Source organism: Nocardia donostiensis (assembly GCF_002081715.1).
In the GTDB taxonomy this organism is placed as follows: Bacteria; Actinomycetota; Actinomycetes; order Mycobacteriales; family Mycobacteriaceae; genus Nocardia; species Nocardia donostiensis.
This window is the reverse complement of the sequence record NZ_MUKP01000073.1, coordinates 1-13,477: the sequence shown is the minus strand read 5'-3', so window position 1 is coordinate 13,477 and position 13,477 is coordinate 1. Positions and strand designations below refer to the sequence as shown.

Here is a 13,477-nt window from a genome sequence, read left to right as displayed (position 1 = left end):
GTCAGGGCACGCGCCAGGCGGTCGACCGTGGTGAGCACGGCAGCCAGCTCGGCAGGCCGGTCGAACCGGGGCATCCGGCCCTCGATGTCGTCGAACACCATGACGAACCAGCCGTGGGTATCGAGGGTGAAACGCAGCGCAGGTACTGGGACGGTGGGCGGTAATGCTGCCGCGGTCGCTGCCTCGGCCCGGTACATCTCGGCCAGTGGGGTGTGGCTGTCGATCGCCTTCGCGAAGACGGTTCGGCCGTCGTCCGAGGACAGGCGCGCGGCCATACCGTGGCTGAAACCGCCCGGTTGTGTCACTGCTGAACGGATCCGCGCGCCGAGCCGGTGTTCGATCTCGCGCCGAAGTTGCTGCGGCAGCTCATGCCATTCGACACGATTCGGGTTGCTCTCGCTCTCGACCATCGCACTATCGTGAGGCCCGAGCACTGCACCACGCCAGCCCCTATCCCCCGGTACCTACGGGAGGGGCGCCAGCCGGAGCTGGGCGAGGCGTCGCGGGTCCGCGATCACCTCGTAGGCGGCGACGCGTTGCTCGCGCACGGTTACAGCCAGAACCGATACCGCCCGACCTCCCGGCGCGACTACGATCCCGACCCGGCCGTCGACCAGCATCGGCACCGCCACCTGCGACCGTGCCCGCAGCAGCACGGTCTCTTCGGCCACCGCCCGCGCCCCGCGCACCACGGTGGCCACCCCGGCGGGCAGGGCGGCCGTATCGGCGGTGCGCACCACGTCCGGGGCCAGCACCGCCAGCAGTTCTGCCAGATCACCACCGCGCGCCGCTGCCAGGAACGCCGAAACCACTTCGCGTTCGGCGGTGAGACCGGCCGCGGGTCTCGCGGTGTCGCCGCGCGCTCGCAGCCGGGCCCGGCTCGCGAGTTTCTTCGCGGTCCCGGGAGTGCGTCCGATGATGGGTGCGATCTGCGCGAACGGCACCGCGAACAGGTCGTGCAGCACAAAAGCGACCCGTTCCTCGGGGCCGAGGGTGTCGAGTACGACCAGCAGCGCGCGGCCCACGGCATCGACCAGTACCGCGTCGCGCTCAGGGTCGCTGTGGTCCTGTTCGTCGAGTCCGGTGAGCTGATCGAGGGAATATTCGCGCCGGACGGCCCGTGATCGCAACATATCCAGGCAGATACGTGAGACGACCGTCGTCAGCCACGCTTGCGGGTTGCGGACAGCGCGCGTGTCGGCGACCGCGACCCGTAGCCACGCCTCCTGCACCGCGTCGTCGGCCTCGCCGGTCGAACCCAGCAGCCGGCAGGCGAGTGCATGCAGAGCAGGGCGTCGTGTGGCGAACTGCTCCAGCACGGCCTCGTCGTTCATCGTCACCTTCTCCTGTCGTCATCCGTCTAACAGAGGAGAGCCCTACACAGAATCAGACCGGGAAGGAAACGATCCACTATGTCCACCGTCTACGTGATCGTCACGGTACTCGCCGCTGTCGCGGCGGCCGCGGCGGCATTGCTCGACGTCGTCCGCGCTGATTGGGTGCGCGAGAACATGCGCCGCTACGGGCTGCCGGACTGGACCCTGACACCGTTGGCGCTGATCAAGGCGGCCGGAGCGGTCGGCCTGCTCGCGGGGCTGGCCTTCCCGCCCCTCGCCTTCGCCGCCGCGGCCGGGCTGGTGTTGTACTTCGCCGGCGCGGTGGCGACGGTGGCGCGGGCACGCTGGTATTCCCACCTGCGCTACCCGCTGCCGTACCTGGCGCTGGCAGCCGGATCTCTCGCGCTCTTCGGTTACGCCTGACCTGCCGCCGCAACGCCGCAGCAGCCGTCGCTCACCCGTCGATGAACTCGGCGGCCTGTTCGCCGATGAACACACTCGGTGCGTGCGTATGCCCGCGCACCAGCACCGGCATCACCGACGCGTCCGCCACCCGCAGCCCTCGCACGCCACGTACCCGAAGCTTCGGGTCCACCACGCTCGCGGCGTCCGATCCCATTCGGCACGTGCCCGCGGGGTGATACAGGGTGTGCGAGAACCCGTTGAGCGCACGATCGATGGTGGCGTCCAGATCATCGGCGGGCGCGTCCGGGGGATAGCACAGCCGGCCGAGAACCGCTTTCAGCGACGGTGCTTCGGCCAGTTCGGCGCACATTCGCAACCCGGCCCGCATCGCTGCTCGGTCCGCGCCCGCCTCGTCGGACAGGTAGCGCGGATCGATGACCGGTTTCGCCAGGGGATCGGCCGAGGCCAGCGTGATACGGCCGCGACTGTGGGGGCGCAGCAGGACCGACGCCAGGATCACCCCGTGTTCGGTCGGGTCTTGTAGCCCCTCGTAATAGAACGGGGCGGGAGCGTACACCAGCTCCAGATCCGGCAATTCGAGCTCCGGCGCACTGCGCACGAAACCGTAGGCTTCCCCGACATTGGAGGTGAGCATGCCGCGTTTCCGCAGCAGATAGTTCAGCAGCTGCCCCGGTTTCTCCGCCGCGTACAGCGAATCGGATTCCACGCAGTAGCCCAGCCCGGCCACCAGATGATCCTGCAGGTTGGCCCCCACCTCGGGTGCGTGGTGCACGACGTCGATGCCGTGGCGGGCGAGTTCGTCACGGTCACCGATACCGGAGAGCATCAACAGTTGCGGGCTGTTGATCGCGCCCCCGCACAGCAGCACTTCACGGCGCGCGGTCACCGTCCGGGTGGCCGCGCCCTGGCGGAACTCGACGCCGGTGGCGCGGTCACCGTCGAACAGCACCCGGGTGGCGGTCGCCTCGGCCAGCACTGTCAGGTTGGGCCTGCGCAACGCAGGCCGCAGATAGGCGTCGGCGGTGCTCCAGCGCTGCCCGTTGCGCTGGGTCACCATCGTCTGCGTGAACCCTTGCGGCAGCGGACGGTTCGGTGGCTCGACGGTGTACCCGCATTCGGTGACCGCTTGGAGGTAGGCGGCGGTCGAGGCACGCGGACTGCGCTGATGCGAGATCAGCAGCGGCCCGTCGGAACCTTCATCGGGATACTGTGCGTCCTGCACCCGCTCGATACGCCGGAACTGGCGCACCGCGTTCTCGAAACCCCATTCCGCACCGGCGGCCTGCGCCCATTCCTCGTAGTCGGCTTGGAAACCGCGCACCCACATCATCGCGTTCATCGACGAGGACCCGCCGAACATCTTGCCGCGCGGCCAGTAGATCTGCCTGCCGTCGAGCTGCGGTTGCGGTTCGGTGAGATAGTCCCAATCCAGTTCGGTGCGGAACAGTTTCGCGAACGCCGCAGGTATACGTGCGAACCTGCTCTTGTCCGGCGGGCCCGCCTCCAGCAACACCACCGTCCGGTCGGGGTCGTCACTGAGCCGGTTCGCCAGCACCGCACCCGCCGAACCCGCTCCGACGATCACATAATCCGCAGCTACCTGGTCTGTGCCCACTGTCTCTCTCCCATCCTGTATCGCCAAGATACGAGCAAACGCCGGTTCCGGGGGCGTATTCGACCGGTTCACCCGGATCACCACCCCGAAGATGGGTATAAATCAGCAGATGAGTTTCCCGGTGGACTTCGGGGTGCTGCAGACCGGTCTGATCGTGGTGATCGTCGTCGCGCTGGCACTGGTGATTTCGGCGTTGGTGAAAGTACGCAAGACCGGCCTGCGTGTGCTGCTCGGTCGCGGCGCAGGTGGGCTGGCGCTGTTGCTCGTGGCGGTCGTCCTGCTGTGGGTGGCCACGCTCACCCAGACCTACCTCGGATTGAGCGGAGAGATCAAAGCCGCGCATATCACCGCGACGCCGGTCGCCGGGCAGAAGCATCGGCTCGATGTCGAGCTCACCATCTACGGTGACGACGGCACCGAACAGCGCAGCAGCCACGAGGTGGAAGGCGACCTGTGGGTGTTGCAAGCCAATATCGTCGAACTGGAACCGTGGGTGAACGCCCTCGGTTTCCACTCCGGATACAAATTGACCCGCCTCTACGGACAACGCCTCGACGGTGTCGCCACCGACCAGAACCACATCTTCCTCGGCGGCAGCGACCGCGACTTCTTCGCCGAGATGTCCGACGGCCGCTGGTTCACCGACCCGTTCGTCCGCTCCGCCTACGGCAACGCCGTTATCGCAGCACCAGGGGAGTACAACGTGTTCATCTCCCGCGACGCGATCAAAACCCGCCCGGTCCAGACGTAAGCCGCGATCATCCCGCCCGGTTTCGGCCCGGTTGCGGGCACAGCGCGGTGAGCTCAGCGGCGACCGTGTCCAACGGTTCCCCGCTGTGCTGCGCCTGCGCCAGCACGAGCGCCCCTTCGAGGGCGCTGACGATCAGCACTGCCAGCGCCCGCGCCTTCGGTGGCTCGGTCCCGTCGGCAACGAGTTTGCCCGCGATCAGCTCGCACCACGACTCGAAGGTCGCCCCCGCCACTTCACGCGCGCCCTGCTCTGTGCCCAGCGCCGCTGCGACGATCGGGCAACCGACCGCATAGTCGCCTGCGTCCAGTCCGCGCCGCCATATTTGCACCAGGGCCCGCAACGCGCCGGGAGTGTCGGAGGCCTCGAGCACCTTGCGCACCGCGGTGTCGAGCCGGTCGGCGGCGCTGCGCGTGGCTTCGGTGACCAACTGGGATTTCCCGCCGGGGAAGTGGTGATACACCGAACCGCGGGGCGCGCCGCTGTCGGCCAGCACATCACTGAACGAGGTCGCGGCCACGCCGCGGCGCCGGATCAGGTCGATCGCGCTGTCGATCATCGCCGCGCGGGGCCCGGCCGTGTTCTTCGGTCTCGCCATGATCCACCTTTCCGCTCAGTTCCTATGTATGGTGTCATACTTAGGAACGGCGGATGCCGGAAATCCCCTATTCAGGAGTCGACATGACCGAAATCGTTGCGCCACCGCACCCATTCGATGCCGCCCTCACCCTCACCTCGGGCGAACCGCTCAAGGGGCGCACACAGCCGGAGTACGCGAACATGGTCGGCCCCTTCGGCGGCATGACCGCAGCTACTCTCGTGCGCGTCATCGAGCAGCACCCCGACCGGCTCGGCAATCCGCTCGCCCTCACCGTCAACTATGCGGGCCCCATCGCCGACGGCGAATTCGAGATCACGAGCCGCATCCTGCGCACCAACCAGCACTGGCAGCTCGAACTCGTCCAGGACGGAACCGTCACCACCAGCGCTACCGCGGTCTTCGGCACCCGCCGCGACACCTGGGCCGACACCGAGCTCACCATGCCCGCGGCACCCGACCCCGAGGACCTTCCTGCGCAAGGACTGCCCGACTTCATCGCCTGGGCCCGCAACTACGACATGCGGTTCGTCGAGGGCGCAATACCAGGACAGGATTCCGGGGAGTGTCCGGAATCGACCAGCACCGTGTGGGTTCGTGACACTCCGGCCCGGCCCCTGGACTTCCCGTCGCTGACCGCCATGACCGATGTTTTCTACCCCCGGGTGTTCCTGCGCCGCGGCCGCTACATGGCCGCAGGCACCGTCTCACTCACCGTGTACTTCCACGCCACCGCCGAACAGCTCGACGCGGTCGGCGCCGACCATGTCCTGGGAACCGCGCGCGCCCACCGTTTCACTCGCGGGTACTTCGATCAGGCCGCCCAGCTGTGGAGCCGCGACGGCAGCCTGCTGGCCACCAGCCACCAGCTGGTGTACTTCAAGGACTGACCCGAGCGGCTGCGGCGGGCTGGGGAGTGGACTCAGCTCGCGGCGGTATCGCCCTCGGCGGCGCGAGCCGGGAACGTGGGCAACCGCAATGCGGTAGGCGCCGAAGCGGGCACCACCGGCTGACGCGGCTCGACCGGCGCGATCCGCCGATACGGCTCACCCTGCGGGGGGCGGTTGTCGACCTCACCCTTGTTCGGCCAGTAGGCCGCCGCCCGCTCGGCCTGCGCGGCGATCGTCAGCGACGGATTCACGCCCAGGTTCGCCGATACCGCCGCACCGTCGACCACACTCAGGGTCGGGTACCCGAACACCCGGTGATAGGCGTCGATCACACCCGAATCCGAGTCCGCCCCGATAGCAGCCCCGCCCAGGAAATGCGCGGTCAACGGGATATTGAACACCTCACCCCAGGTGCCGCCCGCGACGCCGCCGATCTTGTCGGCCACCCGCCGCGTCACATCGTTGCCCGCAGGGATCCACGTCGGGTTCGGCTGGCCGTGGCCCTGTTTGCTGGTCAGCTTCCTACCGAACAGGCCACGCTTGGTGTAGGTGGTGATCGAATTGTCCAGATGCTGCATGACCAGCGAAATGATGGTCCGCTCACTCCAGTTGCGCACGCTCAGGAACCCCAGCAGCGTCAACGGATGCCGCAGCGCGATACCGAGGAAGCGCAGCCATCGCGGGATCTTCCCGCCGCCGTCGACCATCAACGTTTGCAGCATCCCCATCGAATTCGATCCCTTGCCGTAGCGCACCGGCTCGATATGGGTGTCGGGCGTGGGGTGGATCGACGACGTGATCGCCACCCCCGTGGTGAAGTCGACGCCCGGCGTCACCTTTTTGGTCGCTGCGCCGACGATCGATTCGGAATTGGTGCGCGTCAGCACGCCGAGCCGATCCGAAAGCTCCGGCAGCACACCTCGATCCCGCATCGCGTGCAGCAACCGCTGGGTGCCCAGTGTCCCGGCCGCCAGCACCACCCGATCAGCGGTGTAGGTGGTGGGGCTCTTACGGAACCAGGCGCCGGTACGCACCGTCGTCACCTGCCAGCTGCCGTCGTTGCGCGGGCGCAACTCGGTCGCCGTGCTCATCGGGATGACCTTCGCCCCGGCCTGCTCGGCCAGGTACAGGTAGTTCTTGACGAGGGTGTTCTTCGCACCGTACTTGCAGCCGACCATGCAGTCGCCGCATTCCACACACCCGGTGCGCTGCGGGCCCACACCCCCGAAGTACGGGTCGTCCACTGTTTTGCCCGGCTCACCGAAGAACACCCCGACCGGCGTCTGCACGAACGTACCGCCGACGCCCATATCCTCGGCGACCTGTTTGAAGACCTCGTCGGCCGGCGTCATATGCGGGTTGGTCACCACGCCCAGCATCTTCTGCGCCTGCTCGTAGTACGGGCTCAGCTCGTCGCGCCAGTCGGTGATCTCGCGCCACTGCGCGTCGGAGAAGAACGGCTCAGGCGGCACGTACAGCGTGTTCGCGTAGTTCAATGACCCGCCGCCCACCCCGGCGCCGCCGAGGATCAGCACATTGCGCAGCGGATGAATGCGCTGGATGCCGTAGCATCCCAGCTTTGGCGCCCACAGGAACTTGCGCAGATCCCAGCTGGTCTTGGGCAGCTCGTCGTCGGCAAAACGCCTACCCGCCTCGAGCACCCCGACCCGGTACCCCTTCTCCACCAATCGCAGCGCGGTCACGCTGCCCCCGAACCCCGAACCGACGATGAGCACGTCGAAATCCGTTTCGTGCTGGGACATGGGGAACTCCTCGAATCAAGGTGTCGACGGTGACGCCGGTTACGCTAACGGCGACAGTATGAACTGTCAACGTAAGGTTCCGGCTCGGTATCTATGCTGTTCGCGTGCCCCGCTATAGTCGAACCCAGCTCGCCGAACGCAGCGGCGTCCCGGCACGGACCATCCGCTACTACCATTCACTCGGCCTACTGCCCAAACCCGGGCGCGCGGGCAAAGCCGTGGTCTATGACGACCAACATCTCGAACGCCTCCGCGATATCGCCGCCATGCAGGCCCGCGGCCTGCGTCTGGACGCCATCGGCGAAATCTTCGCCACCGACGCCCCGCCCCCCGCGGACTGGCGCACCCTCTTCGACCCGCGCACGCCCGTCGAGGGCACCACCATCGACGACGACGCCCTGACCGAGCTCCTCGGTGACCGCCGCCCCGAAATCCTCGACGAACTCATCACCGCCCAATACCTCGAACGCCGCGGCGACCAGTGGCATATCCCCGACCAGCCCATGCTCACCGGCGCCCTCATCCTCTACGACATCGGCACCGATATCGCGCTCAGCCGTGAACTGCGCATTATGATCCGCCACCGCATCGCCGAACTCGCCGACGATATCGTCCGCGCTTTCCGTGACGCTGTAGGCACCAGCTACGGCGGCCAGGAAATCAGCGGCGACCTGAGCAGATTCCGTGACCGGCTACGTGCTGCCGCCCGCGAAGTGGGTGGGGCCACTCTGGCCGACGAAATCGAACGCGCCGCCCGGGAACTCGACGAACGCGCCGCCTCCAGCTCGGTCGGCCCACACGCCTGAGGTGAGCACCATTCACTATCGTTGACAGCGCTCTCGTAAATCGGTGACAGTAGCCCCATGAGCACCCCCCGCGCTCGCGCCCGCGCCCAAACGATCACCGACATCAAACGCATCGCCCGCGAACACCTCGCCACCGACGGTGCCGCCGCACTGTCCCTCCGCGCTGTCGCCCGCGACCTGGGCGTCGTCTCATCCGCCGTCTACCGGTACGTCCGCAGCCGCGACGAACTGCTCACCATGCTCGTCGTGGACGGCTACGACAACCTCGCCGACGCCGTCGACACCGCACTGGCCACCGCCCCGGACGATCCTCTCCACCGGCTGCGCACCACCGCACACGCCATCCGCGACTGGGCGCTGACCGAACCCGCCTGGTACGGACTGCTCTTCGGCACCCCTGTCCCCGGATACACCGCCCCCGCCGAACACACCGTCGCCCCCGGCACCCGCGTCATCGCGACCCTGCTGCGCCTGTTCGAACAGGCCCACCAGCGCAACCTGCTCACCACACCCACCGCATCGGCCGAGCCCACCGGACCGCTCGTCGCCGACTTCGCCCGCGTCCGCGCCGAATTCGGCGTCGACATCCCCGACTGGCTCCTCGCCCGCGGCCTCACCGTCTGGTGCACCCTCTTCGGTGCGGTCAACTTCGACGTCTTCGACATGTACGGCGCCGACACCTTCACCGACCGCACCGAAGTGTTCGACCTGCACCTCGACGCCGTACTCGCCCTACTGGGCGCGGATCAGTAACGAATACACGGCTCGGGCAACCGCACCCGCTCCTGCGTCGGACCGTGATAATCGGTCGCCACTGTCCGCAACCCCGTCGGCGCCGACGCATCCGGCACGCCGACGACCGCCCGATGACTGTGCGGGTTCGACGTCAGCGATCCGTAATCACGTGCCCCCAGCATTCCCTCGAAATCCACTGACAGACCGTCCGCTATCACCGCGCGCACCCCGGCGCGGTTCAACTTCCCCTCCTCGACCGCCTCTGTCAAGGCCGCATGCAAGGGATAGGACAGTGCCCATCCCCAGTTGAAGCCCAGGTTCGCCGGATCTCCTGTCGCCGCCGCCCGCGCACGCCCTGCGCCCGCGCTCACCCCATCCCAACCGTCGACCGGTGAGGTCGTGGCATACCGAGCCGCCAACGCCGGGCCCGCCGGAGTTTGCAGCAACGCCGCGTTCCAGGTCGGCAGCGAACCCAGGAAGCGCCCCGGATACCCGCCTTCCACCAATCTGCCGACGATCTCGCCGGTCTCGCCAGGCCCTGTCGCCAACACCACCGCGTTCGGCGGATCGGCCAGCAGTTGCTGCACCGCCAAATCCTGGTTTCCGATTTCCCGGTTGGTCGCGGTCCGGATATCCGCGGTCACTGCCACGTTGTTGGCCAGCGCCCATTTCCGCGCCCCCGCCGCATAATCCTCGCCGTAATTGCCTGAATACGTCACGATGCCGATCCGCTGCGGCCGCCCGTACCTTTCGGCCAACCAGTCCAAGCCGATGATCGCCTCGGTGCAGTAGGAATAGCCGATCTCGAGCACCAGCCCACGATCGGTCTGCGCGTACTGCCACCCCGACCACAGGGTCCCCGCGCCGGTGAACACATTCGCCTGGTCCATCCGCGGCAGAATCGACTGGGTCTGTGAAGACCCCAGACTCATCGCGAATGCCAGCACATGCGGCTCCACCTTCTCGTAGGCAGGCCCGTGCCGAACCGGGTCATAGGAGGTGTTCTCCACATAGGTCGTGTTGTCGACCTCGTATTTGCCGCCGATTCCGCCGCTGCGATTCACCTGATCCCAGAACGTGCGCTGCCCGTCCTGCAGCGCCCGCCCCAGCGCCTCGAACGGCCCGCCGCCCAGATCCGACAACACCCCCAAATAAATGCAGCCCTTGCTTTCGTCCACCGCCTGCGGGCACGGTTCACTGGTTACGCCGGGCCCGACACCGGAACCCCCGTCCGCCCCCGAACACCCCGAAACCAGTAGCACTCCCACAACAGCCGCGGCCAGCACACCCCGTGCCCGCCGCCGGCGCGAGCCCGCCGATGCGCTCATTTCCACGTTCACCTTTCGCACCACCCGCCCGGTCCGCAACCGGACACCGACATACACGGCGAGTGGCTGGAGGAACTGTAGCGTTCGCAACGAAGCGGTTGCAGCAGTTCCTCGGCGATCTGCAGAGCCCGCATGATGGCGTTGCTGGGCATCAGCGCTACTCCCCGCCGCGTGTGGCGGAGACAGTACCTGCTTCCACACAGCTTGCGTCCTCCACCAGGGCCAGCAGGTTGCAAATGGTGTTGCAGGGCAGTCGCTCTGTTGCTCGCCCGCCGGTTTCTGTCAACGGATGCGTACCGGAAGGAGTTGGGGACCACGAATGACTCGGGACGGGCAGTATGTGGCCGGTCCGACCGTACGAAGCCGGGGATACCGACGATAAAGGCCACGCAACGCGATCTCGCCCTCCATTCGGGCCAATCCCGCGCCCAGGCAATAATGCACGCCTGCCGCGAAGGACAGGTGTTCGCGCGCGTTCGACCGCTCGATATCGAACCGGGCAGGCTCGGAGAAGACATCCGGGTCGCGATTCGCCGCCGCCAGCAGTGCAACCACGGGCGTGCCTTTCTCGATTTCTTTTCCGGCCAGTTCCATTGCTTCGCCCGCTACTCGCACGCTGTACTGGGCTGGTGCTTCCCACCGCAACGTCTCCTCCACTACCTGTCCGGCCTTGTCGAGGTCTTCTGTGAAGATCTCGCGCTGCTCCGGGAAGCGCGAGAACGCGGTGACAGCGTTGCCGATGATATTGGCCGTGGTCACGAAGCCGCCGATCAGCAGTGCCTGACAGGTGGACACCAGCCCCGCCTCGGTCATCGCGCCCTCGTCCGCCGCCCCGATCAGCGCAGTGATCAAGTCGTCACCGGGTTCGCGTCTACGCTGTTCGGTGACCGCGACGAAATAGTCCGTCAGTTCGGCGAGCAGAATGTGGGTGCGGCGTCGGTCGCGTACACCACGTGCGCCATCGACTGTCGCGCCGAATTCGATACCCCAACGAGCGAAGAGCTCATGGTCGTCCGGGGGCAGGCCGAGCAGTTCGGCTATCACCAGGCTGGGTATGCGCAAGGCGAATTCGGCGATCAGATCCACTGGCTCGTCCCGGTCCAGCTGGTCCAGTTGCCGTTCCACGAGCTCCTCGACGAAAATGCGCCGCTCTCGGATGCGTGCGGCCCCGAACAGCGGGGCCACGATTTTGCGTAGCCTTGTGTGCTCCGGCGGGTTCGCCGAGGCGAGCGAATCGTCGAGCGGGTGTACCAGGAAATCGGCTCGCCGGCCGGGAAGTGGACCAAGCTTCAATCGTACGGCCGAGGTCGGCGCCGCTTTGAACCGATTGTCGCGCAGTATCTCATTACATACCGAGTAGGTGGCCGACATGTGCAGTCCGCTGCGGCCGCGCAGTAGCGGACCATGCGAGCGGACTCGTTCATACGCTGTGTAGCCGGCGGCTCCCCGGGGGAGGTTCATGACAGCTGCCACGGGATCGCCCAGGGCGGCGGAGGCTTTCAGTCGGAGTGAGTTCCGGTACAGTCGGGCGATGGCTTGCGGCTTGCCGCTCATGCCTGCATCTCCCGTGCCGGGCGCAACTTGGGGGCCTGTGTGATATTCGCTTCCGCGAGTTCGGCCTTGATCCGATCGCGCAGCACGTACTTCTTGATCTTCGTGCCCGACATCGGCCATTCCTCGACGAATCGGACGTACCGGGGCACTCGGTATGTGGCGATATTGCCCAGGCAGAATTCGATGATCTCCTGCTCGGTGGCCGTGGCATCGGGCTTCAGTTCGATATAGGCGGCGGGGACCTCCACGTAGTAGGCGTCCGGCGCGCCGACAACCTGCGCGATATGTACGGCGGGATGCCGCAACAGATAGTCCTCTACCTCGACCGCGGACACGTTCTCACCGCCTACCTTGAGCATGTCCTTGAGCCGGCTGACGAAGGTGACCCGTCCGTCGGTATCCATCACCGCGACATCGCCGGTGTGGAACCAGCCTTGCTCGTCGAAGCAGCGGGCGGTCAGTTCCGGATCGTGGAGATATCCGTCGAAACAATTCGTACCGCGGAACAGCAGTTCGCCTTCGGTGCCCGGTGGGACGTCACGTCCGGTCTCGGGGTCCACTACCCGACACTGCATACCGGGTAGTGGATGCCCACCGGTGGTCATCCGCTGTTCATGTGTGTCGGTCTGCTTGCTCAGCGACAGGAACGAGGACGCTTCGGTCATGCCGAAACACGAAACCTGAACTGCATGAGGCAGGCGAGCGGCCATATCGCGCAAGCGTTCCGGAACACCAACAGCCATAACGAGCCGAAGAGCGGACAGGTCTCGGCGGGCGAAATCGGGTCGGTTCAATACGGGTAGCCAGACTGTCTCGAATCCAGGAAGGGCGACTGTGCAGCGCTGCTCCTCCAGTTGGTTCAGCGCAGTATCGGGCTGGTAGAACCCGACATGGCAGTAGCGGCAGCCGGCGTAGATGGTTGCGATGGCGAAAGCCACCGCGCCGATGTGGAACAGCGGCAGCGGAGTCCAGACGCGATCGTTCTCGGTGAGGAAAAGACGGTTGCGGGTGACGCCCACAGCGAAACGGATCAGTGCTTCATGGCTGATCATGGCCCCCTTCGGACTCGCCGAAGTCCCGGACGTATACATGACCATCGCGGTATCGCGTACGCGGACCAGCTCTCGGCGTTCGTGTACGTGTTCTGCCGTGACGTCGGACGATGCGGCGAGGAAGTCGCGTTCGGCCACCGCACCCTCAGGGGTGAGATCGGCGCCGAGTACGACCACCTGTCGCAGAGCGGTTGCCCGTGCGATGACCGAATCGGGGAGCGGAGTCGATGGATGAACGAACAGCAGACACATCCGGGAGAGCGTGACCACCTGTGCCAGTTCGTGTTCTTTGAATCGCCCGTTGACCGGGACAGGCACGGCTCCGATCTGCGCGACTGCGAACAGCACAGCGATCGAGTCCGGACAGTTCGGAAGTAGGATCCCGACGGTATCGCCGGAGTCGATGCCCGCGGCCAGCATTGCCCGGGCGAGGGAATCGGCGCGGGCGGCGAGTTGCGCGTAGGTGGTCTCACTATCAGGGAAGGACAGTGCGATCCGGTCGGGGTGTGCATGAGCTCGGCGGTCCAGCAGATCTCCGAGGGTAGTGACATCCACCCGTTCGCAGCGGTCGGTATCCCCATCGTTCATTTGTGGCTCCCAATCCACCGGAATGGCGCTTCCGGCA

Annotated in this window: 13 protein-coding genes; 5 read left to right on the top strand and 8 right to left on the bottom strand. The window is 66.4% G+C overall.

All coding sequences use genetic code 11. The features are described 5' to 3' along the window. Positions 1 to 410 (bottom strand): hypothetical protein (locus tag B0T44_RS24995; protein ID WP_217697560.1); only part of this gene is annotated, 410 nt, incomplete at its 3' end. A 54-nt stretch (positions 411 to 464) separates the two neighbouring features. Next, complete coding sequence (locus B0T44_RS24990) at positions 465 to 1,334, bottom strand: sigma-70 family RNA polymerase sigma factor (protein WP_077120981.1); 870 nt, start codon at positions 1,332 to 1,334, stop codon at positions 465 to 467. A gap of 78 nt (positions 1,335 to 1,412) precedes the next feature. Between B0T44_RS24990 and B0T44_RS24985 the strand changes: the two genes are divergently transcribed. Next, positions 1,413 to 1,760, top strand: coding sequence for a DoxX family protein (locus B0T44_RS24985; RefSeq protein ID WP_077120979.1), 348 nt, complete (start codon positions 1,413 to 1,415; stop codon positions 1,758 to 1,760). A gap of 31 nt (positions 1,761 to 1,791) precedes the next feature. Here the strand turns inward: B0T44_RS24985 and B0T44_RS24980 are convergent, their stop codons facing one another. Then, positions 1,792 to 3,378, bottom strand: a complete 1,587-nt coding sequence (locus B0T44_RS24980; RefSeq protein ID WP_077120977.1) for a GMC family oxidoreductase — start codon at positions 3,376 to 3,378, stop codon at positions 1,792 to 1,794. Positions 3,379 to 3,487: 109 nt separating this feature from the next. Between B0T44_RS24980 and B0T44_RS24975 the strand changes: the two genes are divergently transcribed. Continuing rightward, positions 3,488 to 4,129: a hypothetical protein gene (locus B0T44_RS24975; RefSeq protein WP_077120997.1), complete on the top strand. Its 642-nt coding sequence runs from the start codon at positions 3,488 to 3,490 to the stop codon at positions 4,127 to 4,129. Between the two features lie 7 nt (positions 4,130 to 4,136). Here B0T44_RS24975 and B0T44_RS24970 read toward each other — a convergent pair whose 3' ends face one another. Next, positions 4,137 to 4,724, bottom strand: a complete 588-nt coding sequence (locus B0T44_RS24970; protein ID WP_077120974.1) for a TetR/AcrR family transcriptional regulator — start codon at positions 4,722 to 4,724, stop codon at positions 4,137 to 4,139. An 83-nt stretch (positions 4,725 to 4,807) separates the two neighbouring features. Here B0T44_RS24970 and B0T44_RS24965 point away from each other — a divergent pair, with 83 nt between their 5' ends. After that, positions 4,808 to 5,614, top strand: a complete 807-nt coding sequence (locus B0T44_RS24965; protein WP_077120972.1) for an acyl-CoA thioesterase — start codon at positions 4,808 to 4,810, stop codon at positions 5,612 to 5,614. A gap of 32 nt (positions 5,615 to 5,646) precedes the next feature. Here B0T44_RS24965 and B0T44_RS24960 read toward each other — a convergent pair whose 3' ends face one another. Beyond that, entirely contained in the window at positions 5,647 to 7,377 is a 1,731-nt protein-coding gene (locus B0T44_RS24960) for a GMC oxidoreductase (protein WP_077120970.1), read from the bottom strand. A 104-nt stretch (positions 7,378 to 7,481) separates the two neighbouring features. Here B0T44_RS24960 and B0T44_RS24955 point away from each other — a divergent pair, with 104 nt between their 5' ends. Both B0T44_RS24955 and B0T44_RS24950 read left to right on the top strand, forming a co-directional pair. Beyond that, positions 7,482 to 8,183, top strand: a complete 702-nt coding sequence (locus B0T44_RS24955; RefSeq protein WP_077120968.1) for a MerR family transcriptional regulator — start codon at positions 7,482 to 7,484, stop codon at positions 8,181 to 8,183. 57 nt (positions 8,184 to 8,240) lie between these two features. Beyond that, a complete protein-coding gene (locus B0T44_RS24950; protein WP_077120966.1) occupies positions 8,241 to 8,936 on the top strand; it encodes a TetR/AcrR family transcriptional regulator in 696 nt (231 codons plus the stop codon). On the opposite strand, the gene B0T44_RS24945 is transcribed toward B0T44_RS24950, so the two are convergent. From B0T44_RS24945 to B0T44_RS24935, 3 genes are all read right to left on the bottom strand, one after another. Continuing rightward, positions 8,930 to 10,246 (bottom strand): ABC transporter substrate-binding protein, encoded by a 1,317-nt coding sequence (locus B0T44_RS24945; protein WP_077120995.1) that lies wholly within the window; start codon positions 10,244 to 10,246, stop codon positions 8,930 to 8,932. The two genes, B0T44_RS24950 and B0T44_RS24945, sit on opposite strands and share 7 nt — an antisense overlap. A 282-nt stretch (positions 10,247 to 10,528) precedes the next feature. Beyond that, the gene (locus tag B0T44_RS27345; RefSeq protein ID WP_176219240.1) at positions 10,529 to 11,431 is read right to left on the bottom strand and encodes a cytochrome P450; all 903 of its coding nucleotides are present in this window, start codon (positions 11,429 to 11,431) and stop codon (positions 10,529 to 10,531) included. Positions 11,432 to 11,796: 365 nt separating this feature from the next. Then, the coding region (locus B0T44_RS24935) for a class I adenylate-forming enzyme family protein (RefSeq protein ID WP_217808776.1) at positions 11,797 to 13,477 on the bottom strand (1,681 nt) is incomplete at its 5' end.